The following is a 23,028-nucleotide window of genomic DNA, read 5'->3' as shown; positions in this document are numbered from 1 at the left end:
GGCATCTCTTCTCCCAGATGACTGCAGCTCCCGGACGGGGGCGGATGACGGTATCCGGATCGGCACGGGCACATCTTATGCCCATGCCGCCCCTGCGTCGCATGAAAAAAGGAGCGGTCAGCGTGCTGCCATCGGCACTTTCCCTTTTGCTTCTTCAAACCGGCTGCCCATCTCCTCAAGGTCGCCGCTGCTGAACGACTGTCGGGCTTTCGGGAAGATCTCCTCCTCTTCCTTGACATGGTGCTGGACGTTCTCCCGGATCACCTTCATCCTGGCAACCCACTCGTCCTCGTTCGACATGGAGGCGCTGTCGAGCTGGCCGAGCAGGGTTTTCACGGCGTTGTGCTCCTCTATCGATTCCAGAACCCTCTCGTGCATGCCCGCCTGATCAAATGCAGGATAGACGGCCCTCTCCTCACCCTCCATGTGCGGCAGGAGAGCACTCTTCATCGAAGAATACATGCTGCTTCGGTCGCTGATGCCCTTGCTCGACAGTTTCTCGAGTATCGAGAGAACCTCCTCGTGCTCCTGTTTCAGGATATCAATCACGTTTTGTGCCATACACTCACCCTCCTGTGGTGGATGCCCCTTATGTGGAAGCATCAAAATGGTCGTGGTGGTTCGCACACACCGGCGAAAAAATCATCGGGAAGGAATCTACCTCTGCCGGGGTTGGTCGCGCACCTCGACCCGCTCCGTCGTGACGACCTCCGCTTCTTCCCTGCTCGGGGGTGCCCGGACTCTGGCAGACTCAATCAGGTTCCAGTCCGGCTCCCTCGGCCAGTCGTTCTCCGAAAAACCTGCCGCTTTGTCCAGGGTATCTTTTGCTATGTTCGCGACGAGGACATCATCCCTCGACCGGTACGTCAGTGCCTCAACCGGAACGGCAAAATGCTTCCCACCCATGCCGAGCACGCCCCCATATCTGAGGACGACGTACTCGACCCGGCCCTGGGGGAAAGCGATCCGCATATCGGATATCTTTCCAAGGTCTTCTCCCTGCGGGTTGATGACGCTCTTGCCCATCACGTCGTCGCCCGACATATACCACTCCGCCCCGGTCTCCCGCACCCTTCGCTCCATGACCATTCCGGATCTTCCTTCAGCCATTGCACTCATCTCCCAGGCCTGCCCGGATGCATCGGCCACACCGGGGCAGGGGCGGTAGGGGTACATTGAGATTATTTAAGCGTTCCGAGGGGTGTGAAACCGGCGCTGTTTCAGGGCGGAATTTGCCCAAAACGTCACGGGGATACGCAGAATCCAGCGAGACCGGAACGGATCTCACTTCCGGGTGGATAAAAAAAGGGTTATGTAACCCGGTTAAACTCGTTCCTTACATCCTCGACGGAGGAGTAATTCTTTGTCGCGAATCTATCGAGCACGTCGATCATGTCTCTCGGTGCATTGTTCGTCTTCGCACGGCTGATAAGGTCGTGCTTCCCTGCAGGGTACTCCGTGCCTTCCAGGTAGACGAGGAACTCGGGAGCTCCTATCTGCCGTGCGGACGGCGTCTCAGTGCCGGCGCCTTTCTTCTGCTGGAGATGCAGCGGACCCCCCGGCCGCTCCTGTTCGACCACCATCCTCTCTCCCTGCGCCTCTTCAGACTCCGTGACCCCGGCTGAAGGCATTTCTCCCGCCACCGAAGCTTCCGAGGCTTCGGTGGATGCCCACTCTCCGGCCGTAACTTCGACCTGCTGATCGACGACCACCTTACCGACCGGCGTAAGCCGCTCGCTCACGACGACGCGTTCCGTCGTGGTGATCACCGGGGGCGGCGCCTCGGTCGACTCCACGGCGAGCGCCTCTTCCCGGGTCGGGGGCACGATGGGGCGGTCCGACGCGATCAGATCCCAGTTCGCTTCACGGGGCCAGTCACTCTCCGAAAAGCCCGCTTCGGAGTCCAGAACATTCTTGTCGATATTTACCAGGAAGCTATCGTCCCCAGGCCGGTAGGCGAGAGCCTCGATCGGAACGGCAAAGAGTTTCCTCCCGCCGCCGCCTCCGTACGCGAGCACGACGTACTCGACCCGGCCCCGGAGCAGTCCTACCCACATGCTCGCGATCTCGCCGAGGTCGTAGCCTTCCATATTCTTCACGCTCTTCCCGATAATATGCTCGGACCTCATGAACCCTTCCGCTTCCGTCCTCCGGGTCCTTCGCTCCAGAACAACACTCGATCTCCCATTCGCCATTCAGATCATCTCCGCTTCCCAGGTTCCTGCCGGTGTGGGGCAGTGCCCGCAATCACGTACTCAGAACTCTTAATAGTATCCTCATCCCGCCGGGGAGTGAGCTTGAGAGACGTTCCCTGCAGGAGAGCGAAACCGGGTCTCCGGAGAGCCGAACCGGTGTGCCGTAGCCGCGTCGGCGAATCTCCGGAGTCCGGATCAGAACGGGGGGAGCACAGCCGTTCGACCGGCAACGTACCCGGCACCCCTGCAGAGCAGAGAAACGGCGAGAAGAGGGACTCCCACAGGAGTCCTCAAAAAAGAGAAATTATTGTCTCTTTTTCATCTTGCCTGTCATACCCTCCATCATCTCCGGCGCCCGGTCTTTGAGGCCGAACCCGACGATGATGGCGATTGCAGCACCGATGCCGATGCCGACGCCCCACGCGATCGGGACGACGAAGACGTAGATGATCGAGAGGTCGAGCAGAAGCTGTTCAAGGGCGAGGATCACGATGACGAAGTAGAAGAACGCCCGCAGCACCATGGTGATGAGACCCATGTACTCGATCTCATTCTGCTCACCGATACTGCCGATGAAGTCGAGCACCCAGTCGACGACGATGAACCCTATGATCAGGATCAGGAGGAATGCCACGACGTTCGGGATGTACGCGACAATCGCTCCAACGGCAGCCGTCAGCCCGGGAACCTGGAGAATGCTGACCGCCGCCAGAATTGCGATAAGATAGATGAACCAGCGGACGATGAGATCAAAGAGATGCCCGAGGGTCATCGTCGAGCGTTCGATGTACTTTCCGACGGAGGTCTTCCGGAGCGCGTCATCGACACCGATCCTGTCGAGAACTTCTGCGGTGATCCGCCCGAGGATTCGCCCTACAATCCAGCCGATGATAAGAATAATGATTGCCAGAATGAGATTCGGAAGGAATGCTATGCTGCTGCCGATCACGTTATTGATCTCTTGCAGTTGTGCCGTCATCTGCGACGGGATGATTCCGTTTACCATGGTTATCACCGGGGGAGACATAAACGGAATTATATATAAAGTACATTATGCCAGAACCCACCGGCGTCATCTCCGCACACCTACAGGCAGAGAGGGAAAGGTATCGCTGATCCGGACTCTTCTTCGTGTCCGATCACCGGGCTACGCATATCCGCCGGGGCGCCGGCAAGCAGGTTGCTCCCGGCACGGCAGGCACTATTGAAGACCGCTGACCTCCCAGAGGAGGATAACGGCCTCGAACGCGATCAGGAGAATGACGATAAGCTCGAGAAAGTGCGAGTGCCGGACGTTCACTTCGTCCGAGAGCATCGCGTAGTTCCGGTGGATGAGCTCGATCCGCCGGTTGACGCTGGAACGCCACTGCGAGATCCGGAGCACTCCGAGCGCCATCGCGTAGACCCGGGCGTAGTAGATATCCTCGGTTATTTTGATGAGATTGTCGACTTTATCGGTGATTTCGGATATCTCGGCAAGGGTTTCCATCAGGCGGGTCATGATGCTGCGGTACCTGGCGATGCGCCGGAGCTGGGAACGCCGCTCCGTGCACCCGATATCGTCGTACATCCGTTCCATCTGCTGGCTGAGCACTCTGTCGTAGTAGCGGAACTCAAGTGTCTGGACAGCGGCGTATTCGATGATATCGATGAGATCGCCGGGAGCATCGGGGCTGACGAGCAGGGCGGAGTCCCAGGAAAGGATAGTAAGATCGTCGATCCCGTAACTCAGAGCATTTCGGAGCAGATCCTCGCGTGTCTGCGCACTGTAGACCATATCCTCCCCGAGGAGGAGAACGACCGGGTCGAGCGCCGCATCGGTGCGGTCGGTGATGAAGATGGTATAGTCTTCGTAGAACCCGGGATCGATGGGGAGATCCCCGAGATGCGGGAAGAGGATTCTCCGAATCTGATCGAGAAAACCGGAGAAAAGCGGGTCGAGACCGTTCTGGCCGGCGAAGAGGAGAGCCGTCTCCTGCAGAGCGGAGGGCGGTGCTCCGCGGTCTTCGAGGATGAAGCAGAGACTTATCGCACCGATGTCGTATATCCGGGCGACCGTATCCATCTGCCACTCCCGACCGCCTGCAGTCGCCCGGACGGGAGGGAGCCGGACAAGCAGCGGGGGGACGTCCATCGAGACCGATTTCGGTTTGACCCGGGTGAAACTCGCACGGGTGGTCGCATGGCCGACGGCAAGGTTCTCTTCAAGAAGGTTCAGATCTATCGTATCGCCGGCATCGAATATCCGGTAAAAACGTATGGCGTACGTATAATTCACCTATCTGCCCCCGTCGCCGGCGGGTACCGGCAGGAAGCGTCGTCACTCTGTATGCAGGATGACTGTAGGCTACGCAGTCCTAAATAGGTACGCCGGCATCCGGCGGAAACCGGGTAGCGGCCTTCAGCGGGCATCCGGCAGCGGAGGCCACAGGGGCTTTTTTCTGCCATTCCCGACTACGAAAGGGGGTGGCCTCACGATCGACACATTTTTTAGAACCGGAAGTGCCGGGCGAGACCCGGGGATGCTCGATCCAGTACCATTGGATCTTTCCAAGGGCATAGCAGTATAAAATGCAACGGATAATGGTGTTACTCAGTTGAAGACTGGGGGAAATGAGGATTCGTGAATTCGATCGTGCTTACCCGAAGTGAGGCGCACCACCGGGAAGAGAGAGCGGCAACCGCAGAGGAGGCGCTCCGGCAGCAGAACAGGCATCTCACCGTACTGAACCGGATCGTCGGGATCACTGCCGCGTCCGGCTCTCTCGACGCGATGCTCACCGAAGCCCTCGAGAGGGTGCTCACCCATATGGGCCTGCACTGCGGGATGATCTACCTGCTGGACGCCGGGCAGACAGAGGCGGCGGTCCGGTATTCACTGAACGTTCCCGAATGGTACCTCTCACGGCACCGGGTGCTTCCTGTCGACACGTGGCCCTGCCATGCCGTCCTTATCGAACAGCAGCCGCACTATATCGGGACAGACACCGCACAGAGCCCTCATGAAGAGCAGATCCTCAAAGAACTCGAGATATCCTCGCTCGCCTGCATCCCGCTCATCGCCGGATCCGTAACCGTCGGTGCGATCTTCATCGGGAGCCGTGAGGACCGGATCTTTACGGACGAGGAGAAGATACTCCTCGAGGCAATCGGGAGGGAGGTCGGTTCCGGTATTCATCGGATGCAGCTTTCGCAGCAGCTCGAGGCGGCGAACCGGGAGGCGAACCTCTACCTCGATATCCTCACCCACGACATCAGGAACGCGCTCAATGTCTCCACGCTGTACGCGGACCTGCTGCTCGACCTCCTCGACCGGGAACAGTCGGAGTACGCGCGAAAGTTCAGAGCCAGCATCTATAAGAGCATCGAGATCCTTGAGAACGTCTCCACCATCAGGAGGATTTACCAGGAGGCCGTCAGCACCGCGAGCGTCGACCTTGACGGCATCATCCTCGAGAGTATCGCAAACTTCCCGGACGCGGCTATCCGGTACGAGTGCGGCTCCCACCGGGTTGTGGCCGATCCGCTCCTCGCCGAGGTCTTCGCAAACCTGCTCGGGAACGCCACCAAGTTCGGCGGACCCGGCGTTACGATCACCATTCGCATCGAGGAGCAGATGCCCGGGATGCTCCTCGTGACGGTGGAGGATACCGGCCCCGGGGTTCCGGACGATATGAAAGAGGCGATATTCTATCGCTTCGAGCAGGGGAAGCATGCAGGACGGGGCGAAGGGCTCGGGCTCTACATCACAAAGACTCTCGTCGAGCGGTACGGCGGAGAGATCCGGGTGGACGACCGGGTGCCGGGCTCCCCCGCCGAAGGGGCGGCATTCCGGTTCACCCTCAAGAAACACGAGCAGGAATACACGTAATCGATGGAACCGCACTGTCAGGTCAGAGCAGCGGCGATATCATTTCTGCAACACCCGCATCGGCCATGAGAGCGGGAGAGGAAAAGAGAACACTCCGCACCCGACCCGGAGATATAGCCAAACGGCAGTGCTTCGCTGATACCGACGATGAGAATCAGAAGTTTCCACGGGTTTTAGGATCTCATATCGATGGCAGGTCTACGGTATGCCGCACGACAGTCACGCATTTCCCCGTCGCCACCCCTTCGGCGGAAGGGTCATCTCAAACCGTGCGCCCTCACCCGGAACTCCGGTTTCCCGGATCTTGATACCGGTGATCTCCAGGATCTCCCTGGTGAGGAAAAGTCCAAAACCGGTGTTTGACCCAAACCCGCGCTCAAAAATCTGCCCTTTGATTTTATCCGGAACACCGACCCCGTCGTCTCCGTAGATAAGCACAGGACCTGACGGTTGCATCGCAACGTCCAGCGAGATTCTGGTCACCGTCTGACCGTGCCGGAGCGAATTGTCGACCAGATTATACAGCACCCGCTCAAACAGCGGGTCTGCATAGATCAGCAGCCCGTCGACCGTGCTTGACTTCGACACGTCCCGGAGATCGAATTCACGCAGAATCTTTTCAAATACCGCTCCTGCATCCTGCCACACGGGAGACAGTATCCCGAGCTGCTGGTACTCCCGGGTGAAGAGGATCTGCTTGCGGACAGCGTCCAGTTCACGATCCATTTTACTCAGAAGAGACCGAACCGATTCTTCGTGCGTTGATTCCTGCACCAGTGCGAGATACCCTGCCAGCACCATGACTTTATTCAGGGTATCGTGCCGCGTCATGCTGCTCAGGAGGTGCAGTTTGTTGTTTGCCTTCTGGAGCGCACGTTCCGCACGCACCCTCTTAATATCCGAGAACAGCCAGGCCGAATACAAGGCAAGAGCCAGAAAAATCCCTGTAGCGAGGACGAACACCGATCGCGCACTCTGGCCGGACGCACCGGACGCTTCCAGAATTTCCGGGAGCGGTGTCGACAGGCCGATCGTCCAGGAGTAGTTTCCGACACGGACCGGAGTCCACGCAGCGATCTCGGGCCCCTTTTCCGGCAGCCAGATATACCAGCCGTAACCCTCCCGGACGTTCGTGACGTCGTCGGTCATCTCCTCAAAGTGGCTTGCTCCGTGATCCAACTGGATGGCGAATATTTCAGCCATGCTTTTTCCGCGGTAGATGTCGGGAAAGTCGGAGCTCCGGTCAAAGACAACGTGATCCGGGGCATAGATCCAGGCATCGCCGTTTTCCAGCAGGTGGATGGGTTCGATGAACTTCTTGAGAACTTCCTGTTCGATATTCTCAATGTCCTGTCTTCCGAGAACTTCTGTCTGGATGTATACGTACTCCTGCATACTCCGTGCGGCTTCACGAACCACCTCTAGTTCCGTCTGTTGGTACGATGCGGTTGCCGTATGGCTGATGGCCTCATCCTGCTGGCAGACAAAAAAGATCGACAGAACAATCAGGATGAATACCGCAACGGAAACCAGAACATGGTGGCAGTTGACCGGGAACGATTGCCGTACTCGTCGTAACCCGTCATTGCACCAAATCCGGCCGGAGAAGAGAGTACGTCTGCCCATATCGTTTCACCGTTCTTCCATTCTTCGACATGACATGCGCAATCGGAACGCTTAATATTCACCAGAGCGGCGAACGTATCTTTTTAGCACGTACCAAAATATAATACAATCGATCTTCACCACTCACAATATTCCCATATTTCGAGAAAACAACAACTTTCCACCATCCAGGCCTTCGAATACAGATTCAAGCATGACCCAATCACGATCGGCTCCTCCGATGAGAAGACGGATTCGCACGGACACCAACCTTCTTTTAGGCGTCCCCCGACCAGCTGCATTCACCTCTCACGGGGCGTCTTTGGCAGGTGCACAGTGGCAGCGACAATTATGCGGACGCTGCAGGTGTTCATTCCCTTCCCGTCGGACGGCCTTCACTCCCGCGGCGGCACCGTGCCTCCCTGCGTTCCGGCACTCATACCCCGCCGGAGCAGATGCGTGATCGTTTGAGTTATGGCTCATGAACCTAACAGTACAGAGCTGGAATGAAACTCGGTGTGTTATTCTCCGGAGGGAAAGATTCCCTGTTTGCCTGCTACCAGGCAATGATGAAGGAGGACGTTGTCTGCCTGATCACCATCGTCTCCCGGAACGACGAGAGTTACATGTTTCACACCCCGAACATCCGCCTCGCAGCGCTCCAGGCGGAGGCCGCCGGACTCCCGCTCGTCGAAGTGGAGACGGCAGGCGAGGAAGAGGTGGAACTCGACGACCTGAAACGGGCACTTCTCCGCGCCCGGGAAGAGTATGGGATCGAGGGGGTCGTCACCGGTGCAATCCTCTCGGTCTACCAGGCGACACGTATCCAGCGGATCTGCAACGAACTGCATCTCTGGTGCTATAATCCCCTCTGGTATATCGACCAGGAGGCCTACATGGAGGCACTGCTTGCGGCCGGGTTCCGGGTGCTGATCGCGGGGGTTTTCTCCGCCCCCTTCGACGAGCAGTGGCTCGGGAGGGAGCTTGACGAGGACGCCCTCTCCGATCTCCGAAAGATGGTCCGGACTCACCGGATCACCCTGACCGGCGAAGGCGGGGAGTACGAGACGTTCGTGATCGATGCACCGTTCTTTTCACGGCGAATCCTGGTCGACGAGGCCTCCACAGCATACCGGAACCACAACGGCAGGTACCTGATCCGAAAAGCACGGCTGGTGGAGAGATGATACTCATCGTCGATCTCAGCTGGAGAAAGGATTCGCTCGGCGCGGACGAGTTCGTCCGGCCGGTCGTGCAGATTGTAGAGAGCATGCATGCCCGGAATACCGTCCGGCATTTTGCCGAGGTCGACGACGGGCTGCTCGACGAGGCGGACGCCGTCATCCTCTGCGGAACCGCCCTGATGGACAACGTGTTTGCCGACCGGACGGAGGAGTTTTCGCACCTCCGTTCGTATCAAAAACCCGTGCTCGGCATCTGTGCGGGGATGCAGATCATCGCACGCCTCTTCGGCGGTGCTATCGTGCCGTGCAGCGAGATCGGTATGACCGAGATCCTGCGATCCGTCAACGACCCGCTCTTTGACGGCTATGAACGTTTTTCAGCCTTCGAACTGCACACCTTCTCGGTCGAGCCCCCGGAGTCGCTTGAGGTTCTCGCACGCTCCGATACGTGCGTTCAGGCGATCAGGCACAGGACGCTGCCGGTGTACGGCGTTATGTTCCACCCCGAAGTCCGGAACGAATGGATCGTAACCCGATTCCTGCAGCGTTACGGGCTCGCAGACTGAAAAAGGGCAGAGATACCCGTTTCCCGGACTGGGGCTCCGCGACCCGCAGGGTAGCTTTTGAAGAGAGTAATCCTTAATACCGCATCGCCCCTGAGGGGAGTATCGGCCTGCCCGCACTCTGCAGGAGATGGTGGGGGACGCCGCGGAGACGCAGAAAATAGCCGGGTTTGATCGTGTGCCAGACATGAGCGCGAGACAGAAGGTTCTCCTCATCGAGAGTGACCCGAAAGACGCAAGGCTCGTCCGGAGGCTGCTCGAGGAGAGCTGCCCCCGTTTCGAGACGGTCTCTGCCGGGAGTCTCTTCGAGGGGCTCGACGCACTTGCCGCCGGAACGTTCGCGGTCGTCCTCCTGGATCCCGGATCTGCCGGGAGCAGGGCACCTGAGATGCTTGCCCGTATCCGGCGGCAGGCGCCCGGCATACCCGTTATCGCTCTCGGCGACGAGATCGCGTCGCTGCAGGGCGCCGACGACTACCTTCCGGGAGAGCAGCTCGGTCCCGACCGTATCCGCCAGGCAGTCTGTTGCGCAAAAGAGCGACGCGATCTCCACAAGCGGGAACGGGAACTTGCGTGCCTCTACAGCATCGCCCGCCTCACCGAGAGACCCGGCCTGCAGCGCGAAGAGCTCTTTTCAGAAGTGCTCGCCGTCATCCCCTCCGCCCTACAGTACCCGGAGGACGCCGGTGCCCGGATCGTCATCGACGGCGCTTCGTTCTGCACCGGACCGGTCACGGCGACGCCCCGGGTTCTGGCAAGCGGGATCTGGGTTCACGGCAGACCGGTCGGGGCGCTTGAAGTCTTCTACCGAAGCGATCATCCGGAGGAGGAGGAAGGGCCTTTCCTGAAGGAGGAGCGATTGTTCGTCGATACCGTCGCCGGGCAGCTCGGCAGGTTCGTGGAACGGATACGGACCGAAAAGATGCTCCGCGAGAGCGAAGAGCGGTATCGAAGCATCTTCACCGAGAGCCTCGCCGTTATGCTCCTCATCGATCCCGCCACCGGGGAGATCGTCGATGCAAACCCTGCTGCGTCACACTTCTACGGGTATCCGCACGACGTCCTGACCCGGATGACGATCGCCGATATCAGCACACCGAACAAGGAGGCGATTCTCACTGAGATGGCGGATGCAGCCGCCGAGCGCAGGAACTACTTCGAATTCTGCCACGTGCTTGCGAGCGGCGAGGTCAGGGACGTCGAGGTGTACAGCGGGGCGATCACCGTAAAAAACCGGCCTCTCCTCCATTCGATCGTCCACGACATCACCGCGAGGAAACTGGCGGAAAGAGCGCTGCTTGAGTCGAAGATACGGGTACAGGCGATCCTCGAGAGCATCAGCGACGCATTCATCGCCATGGACGACGAACGCCGGATCACCTACACCAACGAGGCCGCCGGGCGGCTGCTCGGGATGCAGCGCAGCGAGATCGTCGGCAAACAGTACTCCGAGGTCTTTCCGGGACCCGAAAGCCCCGCGTTTGAGGAGAGCCTCCGCCGGGTGCTTACCGGGCGGCATCCCGCCACGTTCGAAATCTTCTCTCCCCGGCACAACAGATACTTCGAGGTCAGGGTCTTCCCGCAGGAGCGGGGCCTCTCCCTCTACATCAGCGATATCAGCGAGCGGAAGACCGCCGAGGAGCGGATAACGAGGCGGAACCGGCAACTTTACGCGATCAACCAGGTGATCGGCGCCACGAGCACCTCTGCCGACCCGGAGGATCTGGTGCGGAAAACGCTTCACCGGACACTCGATCTCGTCGGGATAGAAGGGGGAGGGGTCTTCCTCTTCAACCTATCCGGCCGGACGGCGAGACTGATCGTCGGGCGAGGACTTCCCGCGGATCTGCTGCCCGGGACGGGAGAAGTCGGCCTCGATGCACCCCCCTTCGATCGTATCCTTGCGGGAGAGGGAGCCTGTTTCGCTGACGACCATCCGGGCAACGCCGCGATCCGTGCCTTCGCCCGGATCCCCCTCACCTCGGACGGCGGCCGTCTCGGGGCGATGATCCTTACCGGCAGGCGTCCGCACCGCTTCACGGACGAGGAGAAGAGCATTCTCGTCTCGATCGGCAGGGAGGTCGGCAGAGCCCTCGACCGGCTGATGCTCCAGCGCAGGCTCGAGGAGGCAAACGAGCAGGCGAACTTCTACCTCGACGTGATGGCGCACGACATCAGCAACGCCAACACCTCGTCGCTGATGTATGCGACCCTCCTCGAAGAGATCCTCACCGGGGACGAGAAGGTATACGCGCAGAAACTCCTCACCGGCATCCGGCAGAGCATCGAGATCATCGGCAACGTCTCGACGATCCGGAGGCTGCAGGAGGAGACGGCCGCTCTCGCCCCGACGGTGCTCGATACAGCCATACGCGAGGTGATACGCCTCTTCCCGGAGGCGGACGTCCGCTACCCGGGGACGGATGCGGTCGTGCTCGCCGACGATCTCCTCCCGGAGGTCTTCATCAACCTTATCGGCAACGCCGCGAAGTTCGGCGGGCCTGGTGTGGCGATCATGATAGGCGTCCGGGAGAGAGACGGATCTGTCGAGGTATCGGTGGAGGATACCGGCCCCGGGATTCCCGACCCCTTAAAACCCGAGATATTTCACCGGTTCCGGAGGAGCGGGGGGAAAAAGAGCGGGAAGGGTCTTGGCCTCTATATCAGCCGGGTTCTCGTAGAGCGCTACGGCGGGGAGATCCGGGCGGATGACCGGGTGGCGGGCTCTCCCGGCGAAGGGGCGGCGATCCGGTTTACGCTGCCGAAAGCCGCTGAGTGAGCGCTACCGCCCGTGGAGGTTGATGGTGTTGATCAGGGCGGCAAACCCATCAAGTTCCATCTGCAGAACTTCGGCCTTCGTCATCCCCATGCTGGTCTCGGCGTCGGCCGTCAGGGTCTCCGGGCCTCGCACCACCTCGCGGTAGACGCCGTCGGCAGAGAGGACGTCCTGTGCCTCGGTGTCGTGCACGAACGCCCTGCCCGGGATTATCACGACCTCTTCGAGCCGTTTTAAGTCAAGGGCACGGAGATCGTCGGTCGTGATCAGGCAGGCGATATCCTTTCTGGCCCTGACGACCCGGGACTGGTAGCCGCGGATCTGCAGCACCCGCTGGATGAACGGCGCCGCGACGCTTCCGGTGACGACGGTCGCCCGCTTCCGGACCCGGGGGAGCTTCTTTAGGAGGTCGGGTTCGTGCAGGATGGCGAACGGCGAGCCGATCTCCGGATCGAGGAGCGGCGTTCCGCTTATCTTCAGAGCGTGCCGCTCGGCAGCGCCGCTGACGAGCTCTTCAAACTCCCGCACCGTATGCACCCGCTGCCCCTTCAGGATGGGAGCGTTGCCGAGGATCAGCCCCTGCTCAGTCGTGTTTGCAAACCGCATCAGGATGAGGCCTTTCACCCCGCACCCCTCGAGCCAGTCGCAGGTCTCCTCGAGAACCTGGCCGTCGTTGACGCCGGGGACGACCACCGCAGCGGCGTAGACGTCGATCTCTTCGGCAAGCCGCTCGAGCACTTTGAGCGAGGCCTCGGGGGTGGGGTCGTGCATCCAGCGCTTCCGGAGGGCCGGGTCGGAGGCAAAGACCGTGTACGATACCTCGGAGAGCCCGCCGTCGATCAGGAGGTCGGCGACGCCGGGGTCATCGAACCCCTTCCCGCTCGTATAGCCGATATGGAGCGGCGCTTCCATAGAGGAGAGCAGGTCGACGAGATCGGCAAAGTGCGGGTAGCAACTCGGATCGCCTCCGCCGCTGATGGTGATCCGGTCGATGTCGTCGCCGCGGGTGCTGAGGTTCGCGAGCGTCTCGTCCGCGACGGTCCGGAGATCCTTGAACCCCTCGTAGAGCTCCCGGACGCCCCGGGTGCAGTAGTCGCACCCGACTTTGAAGGGAAGGCAGTAGCGGCACCCGAGCGACCGGACACCGGAGACGTGTTTGAAGTAGCAGTAGTCGCAGAATCCCCTGCAGTCAAGGCCGGGGCGACCGCCGATATCAACGGTGAGGTGAGCCATCGTGGGTACACTCTTGTCATCACTGCATAATGAGTTTGTTATTTCTCGCAAGGCGGAGTACGAGCCGCCTGCTCACTCTTCAGGGTCTTCGGCGAGGCGCTCGAGCATGACCTTGAGGCTCATCTCGTCGAACCGCGGGTACTGCAGCAGGCGGGCATAGTCCCGGGTGACGTGGTAGTGGTACTGGCCGTAGAGGTAGACGAGCATGTAGGAAAAAAGGTTGCAGATCCGTCTGCTCGAGGTGTAGACGATCTGGCGCGGGTCGTAGTTGCAGAGGATCGAGCCTTCCCGGAACATCCGGAGCGAGAGATCGTAGTCCTCGAGCAGCGAGATGTCGCGATGCCCGCTGACCCGGTCGTACGCCTGGCGGGTGATGGCGATGTTCGAGCCGATCAGCCGGTAGTAGTTGAAGACGTGATAGAGGTGGTACTGTTTGCGCCAGATCTGGAGGATCTCCGAGCGCACGGTCCGTTCGCAGAAGCGTGTCGGCCCGGTGCTGGCGTCGTAGCCGCCGACGAGCAGGTTCTCAGCGATGGCCGCGAGCCACGTCGGTGCGGGAGATGTATCGGCATCGGTAAAGACGAGCACCCGGCCCGATGCCGCATCCACGCCGTCTTTCCGGGCGCCGCCGATCCCTCGTCTGACCTGGGCGACCACGGTGTCCGCATGCCGCCCGGCGATCGCGCAGGTCTCGTCCGACGAGTCCCCGTCCACCACGATGATCTCGTACGCCTCCCGTGGCAGATGCTGCTTGGCGAGGGAACGAAGACAGACTCCGATGGTCTCGGCTTCGTTCCGGGCGGGTACGATAACCGATATCGCGACGCCGTCCTCATCGGCCGGAGCGGTATGGTCTCCGTGGGGCATAGGCAGATCCTGATCCGTGCCCTCTTCTAGGCAAACCTTATCTTAAGGATGATCCCGATCTGCACCCACCGCACGGGCCGGGGGGATCCGCACGGCAGTATTAAACGGGAGAAGAGAATGGTTCATGGGGGCACGGACGTATGCGAACAAGTCACCGCCTGCTGCTGCGGCTCTACCACGATCCGGAGTGCGACTTTGCCAGAGTCTCGCTGACCTACGTCAACCGCGGCGCTCCGGGGGGCGTCTCCTCCGTCGAAGGGGGAGCGATCCGGAAGCTCGACGCCTACTACTTCGAGGTCGACTCGGGAGATCGCGTAACCTGCATCCCGTACCACCGCCTGGCGGAGATCCGGTACGCCGGCCGGGTCGTCTGGAGCCGGGCTCCCGCCGGCAGCGACGAGGGATAGCTCGTGCAAACACCACCCTTTTTATCAGGGAAGACCAATGTATATGCTGCGCCCCAGTGGCTTAGCTGGCAGAGCGGCTGACTTGTAATCAGCAGGCCCCGAGTTCAAATCTCGGCTGGGGCTTTCATTCTTTTGTGCAAAGCCATTTTCTAAAAAGATTACAGGCGTTCAACCGATGAGCCACCCGGGAACACAGCGGTGAGTACCGCCGCCGGGCTCTATGGGAGAACCTGCCGAAGAAGATGATGTAGCAGACCTTCAAGACGATCATCGAGTACCTCGAAGAGTCGGGGAAGACTACTTCCGATGCACAGAAGAAGATCTGCTGGATCTATAATCGGAACTGACCCGGTACTATCTCGCTCATGAAGAACTGCGGATCCGACGAAGTACCGGATCTCTTTTGCCGGCAGGTGCGGGAGGCATTCGAGGCCTTACGGAAACCCGACGCACGGCGGACTCCCTTACAGGGGACGCAATACCCACCTCCGGCTGAGTGACCGGGCGAGCTTCCCCTCCGGTACCTGTACGAAACCCCGGACTCCCCGCAACGTGAGACTGCTCTTCGGAACCGCTTCGTATCACCGACCCGAGCCCGGAGATCCGCCGGGGCGACTCCTCGCAGGCGGGACAGGTCACGGAAATCTTAAATACCCTTACTCCCGGCCGGATCCCCCAAAAAGACCACCCTCACAGAAGCCCACAGACGGGCGATCTCGGGTCGAGGCAGGGTATCCATCCTCGAAAAATTACCGCCGCTCATATGGCCAATATACCTCAAGGATTCTTCTCGTTTTCGCAATCGGCGCGACATGCACAGGTTCCCTGCGGCGGCAGGATCCGGCCTCCGGAAGCAGGCGTAAAACCGGAAATAACGTCAATTTGACCGCATTTCTGGGCGGGGGGCACAGGGCAGAGGAAAACCGCGGTGAGAGCCCAAAACCACCGATGAGGGCACACCGGCCGGAGGCTCGAGAGGTGAAAATCGGCAATCCGACTCCCGTTTCCGTTTTAAAAGCGATTACCATAGGAACTGCAGAGCAGTTTGCATTATCCGCCCGCCACCGTTTCCCATCGCAACCACCGGAAAACCCGGCAGACCTACACGGACATTGTCCGAAAGCTGCTCTCCTTGCCGGAGCGATGGGAGGAGTATCCACGGTAGGATCCCTGATCGGGATATCTTCACATTAGCCAAGGAAGCGTTCGCCCTTCGGGCGATGCACCGCAATGCAAGGCTCCCTGTCACAAAATTCATCGTTCTGAACGTACCTCTGATAGGGACGAACATTTTCGCGAGGACTAACCGAAAGAACCTGATTCAGAGCGTAGCTGAGTGGTAAATTCGGGAGGGGCTAATGTATATATGTGGATAACGGGGATGAGTCCCATCGTAGGGGGACTGTCACGATCCCTCGCGGGTGGAGATTGTGTCTATGCTCGTAAGAGACGAACTCGAACTGAAAAAATTCTTTGTTCCCGAGTTCATATTCGGCCGCGGTGCACTGGAGCTCGCCGGACGGTACGCCCGCAATGTTGGCCTGAGAAAGGTGCTGCTCGTCACCGATGCCGGAGTGACAAAGGCAGGATGGGCTGACTGCGTCTGTAGCAGCCTCGATGAGGCCGGCATCCCCTACGAGGTATTCGACTGCGTCTCTCCCAATCCCCGGGTAGGTGAGGTGATGACCGGGGCGGAGGTCTACCGTGCGGCGGAATGCCAGGGGATTGTTGCCGTCGGCGGCGGCAGTCCCATAGACTGCGCGAAGGGGATCGGGATCGTCAATTCCAACCGGCGCCACATCCTGACATTCGAGGGGGTCGACCAGGTGCAGCTGCCAGGCCCCCCGCTCATCTGCATTCCGACAACTGCCGGAAGTTCTGCGGACGTCTCGCAGTTCGCCATCATCACAGATGAAGAGGGGCGGCGGAAGATTGCGATCATCAGCAAGACGCTGGTTCCGGACATCTCCCTCCTTGACCCGCTTCCGCTCACCACTATGGATACGACACTGACCGTCGACACCGGGATGGACGCCCTCGCTCATGCGATTGAAGCATATGTCTCGAACGCGAGCTCGTCGGTAACAGACCTGCACGCGATGCAGGCCATCCGGCTGCAGGTATCCGCCCTTCCGAACGCTTTCAGCGCCCCCGAAGACCTGCAGACACGCTACCGGACGATGCTCGGGAGCCTGTACGCCGGCCTCGCTTTCTCGAACGCGAGCCTCGGGGCCGCGCACGCCATGTCGCACAGCCTCGGCGGTCTTCTCGACCTGCCACACGGACGGTGCAACGCCATTCTCCTGGAGCACGTGGTCGGCTACAACTACGCCGCGGTGCCCGACCGGTTCGACGAGATCGCCCGGACGATGGGGCTGCAGCCGGACAGGTTGCCCGGGACTGAACGGCAGAAGGCTCTCACCCGTGCCATCGGCGATTTCCGCCGATCGCTCGGCATCGATGCGACGCTCTCCGATCTCGGAGTAAGACCTGGCGATCTCCCGGATCTTGCGAAACGTGCGCTCATCGACCCCTGCATGGCAACCAATCCGCGGAGACTGGAACTGAAAGAGATTGAGGAGATCTATGCATCGGCGCTCTGATCAGAAACCTAACTGGGATGCGCTCCGTCAGCGTATCATCGGACTTGGGGAGCACTCGATCCACAAGAGTTACTACCCCGAGCTGCAGGAACGCCTCGCCGAGCTCGAACGGTTTCGTGCACTCCTGGACCAGGCAAACGATGCCATATTTCTCATCGATACCCGGACAGGCCTTCTTGTCGATGCAAACGAATCAGCCTGGGTGCAACTCGGCTACGAGCGCGACGATCTGATGCAGATACCGTTCTGCAGCCTGATCGCACCGGCAAGGCGGCTTCGGTTCCTCGAGATCCTCTCGTCCGGGAAGAACCATTCTCGGAGGCAGCAGATGGTGACCGCAGATCTCCTCACATCAGGCGGAGCCGAGGTGCCGGTCGAGATCACCATCAGATTCGTAACCTTCGGCGAGGAGCAGTACGCCGTTGCCGTGGCCCGCGAGATCACCGAGCGCAAGCGGGCCGAGGAGGCTCTCCGGCACCACGCCGAAGACCTCGCCCGGCTGAACAGGAACCTTGCATCCGCCCACCGGGAAACGAATCTGTACCTCGACATCCTAACCCACGACATCGGCAACACCGAGAACGTCTCGAACCTCTACGCAGACCTGCTCATCGACAGCCTGCAGGGGAAGGGAGAGGCAGCCAGGTACGCGGGGAAACTCCAGCGGAGCGTCCGGAAGAGTATCGAGATCCTGCGGAGGGTCTCGAAGATCCGCAGAATTCATTCCGGAACAGCAGAACTGAGGCCTACTGACCTCAATGCAGTCATCCGGGAGGAGACCAGCCACTTCCCCGAGGGTATCATCCGGTACAGGGGTTCACCCTATCGCGTCCAGGTCGACGGCCTGCTCCCGGAAGTCTTTTCGAACCTGATCGGAAACGCCATCAAGTTCGGCGGCCCCGACATCGCGATCAACATCCGGACGGAAGATGCGAACGGGCTCGTCCGGGTTTCGGTCGAGGATACCGGTCCCGGCGTGCCGGACGACCAGAAAGAGGCGATCTTCCACCGCTATGAACAGGAGAAGCGGGGCGTCGGCGAAGGACTCGGGCTCTACCTGGTGCAGATCCTGGTCGAGCGTTACGGCGGAAAGATCTGGGTTGAGGATCGGGTGCCCGGGCACCCGGAGGAAGGGGCGGCATTCAGGTTCACGCTGAAAAAGGCGTGAGATACGGAGAGACCCGGCTTACACTGGGGAGGCGGACTCGACTGCCGGGGCATCCGGTGAGAGTACGATGAAGGGAGGTGAATGACCGTTGGGATCCACCGACCGTATATCCCGTTGACACAGGCTCTGGTATCGGGGCCTGAAAACCATCGGTTTACCACCACCCGGATTATCTGTCACGCAGGCTTCTCCCTGAGTAGGAAACCTGCCGACATCGGCACCATTTCAATCACCAGCAGCGAGCATGCCCCGGCCTAGCCGGCGATGCAGGCCATGGAGTATGGCCTTCGGCGCCTTGAAAAGGTCCGGAGACGGCTCCGGGGCGATGACCCTATCGCAGGGACTATGATCCTGCATTCCTTCAAAAGTTATCAGTGAGGCATACGAGTGTGCACACGAAACCGATGTGCCGGTATTTTCGGTAAAAAATGTGCCGCGAAAGGGTTCTGCCCCATCACTCCACCATCCCGTGTGCGAAATATAATGCGCTGCAGACTTCCCGGTTTTCGTTCTTCCCATTGAAATAGAGTTTTTTATAATCCTCGTTCGTCACATTTACGACATTGCAAAACCCGCGTTCCGAAAGAAATGCCTCCGCAGTTCCCTCCGGAATGCCGAACCGAAGGGGCTCTCCCAGCTGTGCAACATACGTGCGAATATTTTGTGCGATCTCCCGATCGCACGTCCCGTCAACGACACTCGAAGGATAGTAATCGAAGATGACGGCACTGCCCGGAGCCGAGGTATTTCGGATAAAGGCAAGGATCTCGTCGACCGCGTGCGGAGGGATATACATCACCAGTCCCTCCAGAATAAAGAGAGTCTGTTTATCAGGATTATAGCCATTGCCGGTCAGCTCCCGACCGAGATCTCCGGTTTCGAGATCAAGGGGGACATACACGACATGCTCCGGAAGCGAGCCGAAGAGCTCCCGAACTTTCTCCCTCTTTACCGACTGGGTCTCGGGGTGGTCGACTTCAAACACGCGGACCTGCTCGCGCAGTCCTTCGATGCGATACGCCCGGGTATCGTAGCCCGCACCGAGGATGACCAGCTGTTCGAGCCCTTCCGCGAGGGATTGCAACACGAAATCGTCGAAATACCGGACCCTTGCGAGAATCGAGCTGCTCAAACCCGGAAACCTGCGTTCCATCCGCTCCACCATCGCATTCGCCTCTGCCGGGTGACGTGCTGCGAACTCCAGGATCGCAGGGGTGATGAAGTGGATTGCATAAGGGTCATAACAGAGGCGTTCGCCTTCGGGTTTTTGCGATTCTTTGAACCGGTGCATCGCGATCCCCTCTGCCATTTTGCTGGGATCTTTTCTCTCCTTCGTCGTCAGGGTCATGAAATCACCATTCGCATAGGCAAATAAACATACGCATTGGAATGTATAAATACAAAGCGGTAGGGAACAATACCCAGATAACAAAAATAATGCGGTCAGGAATTGAAGTACTGACAGTTCATGCCGAAAGTCATACCCGAATATAAGGAAGACGCAAAGAAGAAGATCATCAAGGCCGCGATAGAGGTGATCGCCGAACGAGGGTACGCACAGGCGACCATCCATGCAATAGCACAGAAACTGAACGTTAGCAAAGGAGCGGTATACTGGTACTTCCCGAGCAGAGAGGCACTGCTCCGGGAGGTGATGGCCACCATCCAGAGGGAGATGCAGAAGGTAACCGACGAATCTTCCCGGCATGCGACGCTGGAAGAGTTGTATACGGAGTTATTCTCCCCTATCTTCGAGCAGTTCGATCTTGGCGATGAAGAGCGGCGTGCACTATTTTACGAGATGTTTGCTCTTGCCCTACGAAATTCCGCGGTCCGCGGGGCAGCGGTAGACTATATAGACGCACTGGTATCCGCAACGGAAAGCGCAATCAAGAGAGAACAAAAAACGGGGCGGATCAAAGCCCGGACGGACTCACGGACACTGGCACTGATCATGGTTGCTCTCTATTCCGGCATGCTGAACTATAAGATGACGTCGATGGGGGAAGAGGAGACACGCCGGATCTGGCGGGAAGCGATGCAACTGCTGATCTTACCCCAAACAAACGAAAGATAGTAAGTATCAGTGCCCTCACCCCAAGCCGGCCCGACCCCCGAAACGACCACCCTCACAGACGCCCACAGACGGCCGATCGCACCCCCGGTGAGGGTATCCATCCTCGAAAAATCACCCCCGCTCATACGGCCGATATACCTCAAGGATTATTCTCTTTTTCGCAATCAGCACAATATCCACAGGATTTCTCCGACCGCAGGATCCGACCTCAGAAAGCAGGCGTAAAAGCGGAAAATAACCCCGTTCTGGCGACTTTTCATAACGGCGTGAGTCGCCCTACCCGGGCGGAGGAAAACATGAGCATCCGGCTGCACGTCATCCGGCAGAACCCCGGAACGGCCGCCGGTACCATCGCAGTTTCCGCCCGGAGGCTGTAAACCCCCGTGCTGCCGGGAATCCGGTTTCAAAAGAGCGGAAACCTCCGGAAAGCCGCACCCGGGCACCGGCGCCACGAACCAAAAAGCAAACCGTTTTCCCGGCCGAAAACAGAGCAAGTAACATCCACACCGGACCTTGCAGCGAGCCATATCGATAGCCGGGAGTCGGGCAGCAGCTCCCGGCGAAACCCGAGGGATATGGCTGCCCGGGGTCGCGCGGGCTCTGCGATTGCTATGGTCGTCTTCACCTTCCTGGTCATCTTCTGCCTCGTATCGGCGCTCATCACCTACGGCCTCGGAGTATTCGTCTTTGCCAAAAACCCCTCGTCGACGGTCAACCGCCTCTTCCTCGCCACAATGCTCGCCGCAACCTACTGGGCTCTCGGCGAGTTCTTCATCTGGCAGGCAACCGGGTACGACGAGGTCTGGTTCTGGCTGAAAGCCAGCGCTTTCTGGCCGCTCGTCGCCGCACTCACCGCCCACTTCATCCTCGCCTTCACCGGCCACCCCCTCGCGAAGGAGAAGAAAACCTGGCATCTCCTCATCGCGCTCTATCTCCCTGCCCTCCTCATCGCCCTCGTCGAGATACTCACCGGTCAGATCTATACCGTAGGCTACGAGCCCGGGACAGGCTACGTCTACCTCCCGGTTTCCGCAAGCCCGGCCTACCAGATCGAAGCGATCTATGTCACGCTCGTAATGGTCACCGCGGCATACATCAGTATCACCGCCTGGCGAAGAGCACAACCGGGGAAGATCCGACGCCAGAACAGGCTCGTCGGCATCGGTATTGCGACCGTCATCGGATTCGGATTCCTCTCCGGAATACTCCTCCCAGCCTACAGGATATACACCCCGAACCTCGTCTTCATCGGGATCGTCATCTTCTCCCTGCTCATTGTCTACGCCGTCCATAAGTACGGGCTCTTCGTACTCAGTCCGGAGACGGCAGTTCCGGATATCATCCGGACGATGCCGGACGGCCTTGTCCTTGCAGATATGGACGGCAGGATCATTACGACGAACAGAGCTGCGGCGGAGATCTTCGGAATAGCGGAGAGCGACCTTCCCGGCCGGTCTGTCGGGACGCTCATCCCCGAGACCGCCTACGCATCGATCAGGGCGACCATCACGGAGCAGGGGAGACTCTCCGATCGTGAGGCACTTCTCGAGGGGAAGGAGGAGACGTATGTCAGTATTGCAGGATCACTCGTCAAAGACCCGGACGCCGAGCCTGTCGGGATTGTCCTGATCATCAGGGACATTACCGGCCGAAAGGCATCGGAGAGAGCCCTCCGGATAGCCGGGGAGAAGATCTCCCTCTTAACCCGGCTGACCCGCCACGATATCGGCAACCTGCTCACCGCCCTCTCCTGGTACCTGACCCTTCTCCAGGAGGACCGGGCATCCCCTGCGGGCGACGCCTACCTCTCCTCATCTATCGATCTCGTCGGGAAGATCACCCGCCACCTCCAGTTCTCCCGCGATTACCAGGAGATCGGGCTGCACCAGCCGATCTGGCAGCCACTCGAATCGCTGATCACCCAGGCTGTCGACGACCTCCCCCTCGACAGCGTCTCGATCACCTCCCGGGTTATGCCGGTGGAGATCTACACCGACCCGCTCTCGGTCAAAGTCATCTATAACCTGCTCGAGAACGCACTCCGCCACGGGGACGGGCTCACGGAGATACGGATAGCAACGGAGGAAGAGAGAGACGGGAGCCTCATCGTGGCATTCGAGGATAACGGCGCCGGGATCGGAGATGCGGAGAAAGAGAAGATCTTCAGGTACGGCTATGGAAAGAACACCGGCCTCGGGCTCGCCTTCTCCCGCGACATCCTCTCGATCACCGGCATCGGGATCGCCGAGACCGGCACGGCAGGCAGGGGAGCGCGGTTTGAACTGCAGGTCCCCTCCCGGGCATGGCGGCCTCTCGGAGAGGCGGACAAAGGCGCATAACCCGTTCCCGGCCTTTGCCGGTAGACGGCACGGGCAGGAGACGCATCAAAAACGTGGCGCTTTCACTGCCATAGCACCTGCAAAAGCAGGGTGCAGCCGGCAGCCCCGGTTGTGACCGGCAGGGCTGGAGAACGCTCATC

The 23,028-nt window shown here is 59.7% G+C and carries 19 protein-coding genes and 1 tRNA gene; 11 read left to right on the top strand and 9 right to left on the bottom strand.

Features of this window, described 5'->3' with window-relative positions; all coding sequences use genetic code 11:
* Positions 1–117 precede the first annotated feature (117 nt).
* The 5 genes from ABH15_RS08175 to ABH15_RS08155 form a co-directional block, all read right to left on the bottom strand.
* Positions 118–561, bottom strand: coding sequence for a hemerythrin domain-containing protein (locus ABH15_RS08175; RefSeq protein ID WP_128693858.1), 444 nt, complete (start codon positions 559–561; stop codon positions 118–120).
* 96 nt (positions 562–657) lie between these two features.
* A complete protein-coding gene (locus tag ABH15_RS08170; protein ID WP_241648052.1) occupies positions 658–1,176 on the bottom strand; it encodes a PRC-barrel domain-containing protein in 519 nt (172 codons plus the stop codon).
* Positions 1,177–1,310: 134 nt separating this feature from the next.
* Positions 1,311–2,129, bottom strand: a complete 819-nt coding sequence (locus ABH15_RS08165) for a DUF2795 domain-containing protein (protein ID WP_241648051.1) — start codon at positions 2,127–2,129, stop codon at positions 1,311–1,313.
* 370 nt (positions 2,130–2,499) lie between these two features.
* Positions 2,500–3,201 carry a mechanosensitive ion channel family protein gene (locus ABH15_RS08160; RefSeq protein ID WP_128693856.1) on the bottom strand — a complete coding sequence of 234 codons (702 nt, stop codon included), beginning with the start codon at positions 3,199–3,201 and terminating at the stop codon, positions 2,500–2,502.
* Between the two features lie 195 nt (positions 3,202–3,396).
* Positions 3,397–4,473, bottom strand: a complete 1,077-nt coding sequence (locus ABH15_RS08155; RefSeq protein WP_128693855.1) for a hypothetical protein — start codon at positions 4,471–4,473, stop codon at positions 3,397–3,399.
* Between the two features lie 345 nt (positions 4,474–4,818).
* On the opposite strand from ABH15_RS08155, the gene ABH15_RS08150 reads away from it, so the two are divergent.
* Positions 4,819–6,066 (top strand): GAF domain-containing sensor histidine kinase, encoded by a 1,248-nt coding sequence (locus ABH15_RS08150; RefSeq protein WP_128693854.1) that lies wholly within the window; start codon positions 4,819–4,821, stop codon positions 6,064–6,066.
* A 219-nt stretch (positions 6,067–6,285) separates the two neighbouring features.
* Here the strand turns inward: ABH15_RS08150 and ABH15_RS08145 are convergent, their stop codons facing one another.
* Positions 6,286–7,692, bottom strand: coding sequence for an ATP-binding protein (locus tag ABH15_RS08145; RefSeq protein ID WP_128693853.1), 1,407 nt, complete (start codon positions 7,690–7,692; stop codon positions 6,286–6,288).
* A gap of 315 nt (positions 7,693–8,007) precedes the next feature.
* Between ABH15_RS08145 and ABH15_RS14070 the strand changes: the two genes are divergently transcribed.
* The 4 genes from ABH15_RS14070 to ABH15_RS08130 all read left to right on the top strand — a co-directional run bounded on the left by ABH15_RS14070 (position 8,008) and on the right by ABH15_RS08130 (position 12,197).
* Positions 8,008–8,142 carry a hypothetical protein gene (locus ABH15_RS14070; protein ID WP_277749826.1) on the top strand — a complete coding sequence of 45 codons (135 nt, stop codon included), beginning with the start codon at positions 8,008–8,010 and terminating at the stop codon, positions 8,140–8,142.
* Positions 8,143–8,177: 35 nt separating this feature from the next.
* Positions 8,178–8,858 (top strand): diphthine--ammonia ligase, encoded by a 681-nt coding sequence (locus ABH15_RS08140; RefSeq protein ID WP_128693852.1) that lies wholly within the window; start codon positions 8,178–8,180, stop codon positions 8,856–8,858.
* Complete coding sequence (locus tag ABH15_RS08135; protein WP_128693851.1) at positions 8,855–9,421, top strand: glutamine amidotransferase-related protein; 567 nt, start codon at positions 8,855–8,857, stop codon at positions 9,419–9,421. Before ABH15_RS08140 ends, ABH15_RS08135 begins: the two co-directional genes overlap by 4 nt.
* Positions 9,422–9,605: 184 nt before the next feature.
* A complete protein-coding gene (locus tag ABH15_RS08130; RefSeq protein ID WP_164913675.1) occupies positions 9,606–12,197 on the top strand; it encodes a hybrid sensor histidine kinase/response regulator in 2,592 nt (863 codons plus the stop codon).
* 3 nt (positions 12,198–12,200) lie between these two features.
* On the opposite strand, the gene mmp10 is transcribed toward ABH15_RS08130, so the two are convergent.
* Positions 12,201–13,427 carry a methyl coenzyme M reductase-arginine methyltransferase Mmp10 gene (mmp10, locus tag ABH15_RS08125; protein WP_128693849.1) on the bottom strand — a complete coding sequence of 409 codons (1,227 nt, stop codon included), beginning with the start codon at positions 13,425–13,427 and terminating at the stop codon, positions 12,201–12,203.
* A gap of 72 nt (positions 13,428–13,499) precedes the next feature.
* A complete protein-coding gene (locus ABH15_RS08120; protein WP_128693848.1) occupies positions 13,500–14,294 on the bottom strand; it encodes a glycosyltransferase in 795 nt (264 codons plus the stop codon).
* Positions 14,295–14,434: 140 nt separating this feature from the next.
* Between ABH15_RS08120 and ABH15_RS08115 the strand changes: the two genes are divergently transcribed.
* The 4 genes from ABH15_RS08115 (at position 14,435) to ABH15_RS08095 (ending at position 18,472) form a co-directional block, all read left to right on the top strand.
* Positions 14,435–14,701, top strand: coding sequence for a DUF504 domain-containing protein (locus ABH15_RS08115; protein ID WP_128693847.1), 267 nt, complete (start codon positions 14,435–14,437; stop codon positions 14,699–14,701).
* A gap of 50 nt (positions 14,702–14,751) precedes the next feature.
* A tRNA-Thr gene (locus tag ABH15_RS08110) sits at positions 14,752–14,824 on the top strand.
* 1,313 nt (positions 14,825–16,137) lie between these two features.
* On the top strand, positions 16,138–17,304 hold the full coding sequence (gene ercA, locus ABH15_RS08100) for an alcohol dehydrogenase-like regulatory protein ErcA (protein ID WP_128693846.1): 1,167 nt from the start codon (positions 16,138–16,140) through the stop codon (positions 17,302–17,304).
* Positions 17,288–18,472 (top strand): PAS domain-containing sensor histidine kinase, encoded by a 1,185-nt coding sequence (locus ABH15_RS08095; RefSeq protein WP_241648050.1) that lies wholly within the window; start codon positions 17,288–17,290, stop codon positions 18,470–18,472. The genes ercA and ABH15_RS08095 overlap by 17 nt, the downstream gene beginning before the upstream one ends.
* A 454-nt stretch (positions 18,473–18,926) precedes the next feature.
* On the opposite strand, the gene ABH15_RS08090 is transcribed toward ABH15_RS08095, so the two are convergent.
* Positions 18,927–19,820, bottom strand: coding sequence for a class I SAM-dependent methyltransferase (locus tag ABH15_RS08090; protein WP_206633429.1), 894 nt, complete (start codon positions 19,818–19,820; stop codon positions 18,927–18,929).
* Between the two features lie 120 nt (positions 19,821–19,940).
* Here ABH15_RS08090 and ABH15_RS08085 point away from each other — a divergent pair, with 120 nt between their 5' ends.
* The gene (locus tag ABH15_RS08085; RefSeq protein ID WP_128693845.1) at positions 19,941–20,549 is read left to right on the top strand and encodes a TetR/AcrR family transcriptional regulator; all 609 of its coding nucleotides are present in this window, start codon (positions 19,941–19,943) and stop codon (positions 20,547–20,549) included.
* A gap of 575 nt (positions 20,550–21,124) precedes the next feature.
* A complete protein-coding gene (locus ABH15_RS08080) occupies positions 21,125–22,888 on the top strand; it encodes a histidine kinase N-terminal 7TM domain-containing protein (protein WP_241648049.1) in 1,764 nt (587 codons plus the stop codon).
* Positions 22,889–23,028 lie beyond the last annotated feature (140 nt).

The organism is Methanoculleus taiwanensis (assembly GCF_004102725.1).
GTDB classification, from domain to species: domain Archaea; phylum Halobacteriota; class Methanomicrobia; order Methanomicrobiales; family Methanoculleaceae; genus Methanoculleus_A; species Methanoculleus_A taiwanensis.
Note: the sequence above shows the minus strand (reverse complement) of the source record. Positions and strands in the feature narration are given on the sequence as shown.

Coding starts and splice junctions, on each gene's coding strand:
- ABH15_RS08170 (WP_241648052.1), bottom strand. CDS start 1,176: ATGTACCCCTACCGCCCCTGCCCCGGTGTGGCCGATGCATCCGGGCAG.
- ABH15_RS08175 (WP_128693858.1), bottom strand. CDS start 561: ATGGCACAAAACGTGATTGATATCCTGAAACAGGAGCACGAGGAGGTT.
- ABH15_RS08165 (WP_241648051.1), bottom strand. CDS start 2,129: ATGAGGTCCGAGCATATTATCGGGAAGAGCGTGAAGAATATGGAAGGC.
- ABH15_RS08135 (WP_128693851.1), top strand. CDS start 8,855: ATGATACTCATCGTCGATCTCAGCTGGAGAAAGGATTCGCTCGGCGCG.
- ABH15_RS08090 (WP_206633429.1), bottom strand. CDS start 19,820: ATGACCCTGACGACGAAGGAGAGAAAAGATCCCAGCAAAATGGCAGAG.
- ABH15_RS08115 (WP_128693847.1), top strand. CDS start 14,435: ATGCGAACAAGTCACCGCCTGCTGCTGCGGCTCTACCACGATCCGGAG.
- ABH15_RS08120 (WP_128693848.1), bottom strand. CDS start 14,294: ATGCCCCACGGAGACCATACCGCTCCGGCCGATGAGGACGGCGTCGCG.
- ABH15_RS08145 (WP_128693853.1), bottom strand. CDS start 7,692: ATGGGCAGACGTACTCTCTTCTCCGGCCGGATTTGGTGCAATGACGGG.
- ABH15_RS08160 (WP_128693856.1), bottom strand. CDS start 3,201: ATGGTAAACGGAATCATCCCGTCGCAGATGACGGCACAACTGCAAGAG.
- ABH15_RS08095 (WP_241648050.1), top strand. CDS start 17,288: ATGCATCGGCGCTCTGATCAGAAACCTAACTGGGATGCGCTCCGTCAG.
- ABH15_RS08130 (WP_164913675.1), top strand. CDS start 9,606: ATGAGCGCGAGACAGAAGGTTCTCCTCATCGAGAGTGACCCGAAAGAC.
- ABH15_RS08085 (WP_128693845.1), top strand. CDS start 19,941: ATGCCGAAAGTCATACCCGAATATAAGGAAGACGCAAAGAAGAAGATC.
- ABH15_RS08140 (WP_128693852.1), top strand. CDS start 8,178: ATGAAACTCGGTGTGTTATTCTCCGGAGGGAAAGATTCCCTGTTTGCC.
- ABH15_RS08080 (WP_241648049.1), top strand. CDS start 21,125: ATGGCTGCCCGGGGTCGCGCGGGCTCTGCGATTGCTATGGTCGTCTTC.
- ercA (WP_128693846.1), top strand. CDS start 16,138: ATGCTCGTAAGAGACGAACTCGAACTGAAAAAATTCTTTGTTCCCGAG.
- mmp10 (WP_128693849.1), bottom strand. CDS start 13,427: ATGGCTCACCTCACCGTTGATATCGGCGGTCGCCCCGGCCTTGACTGC.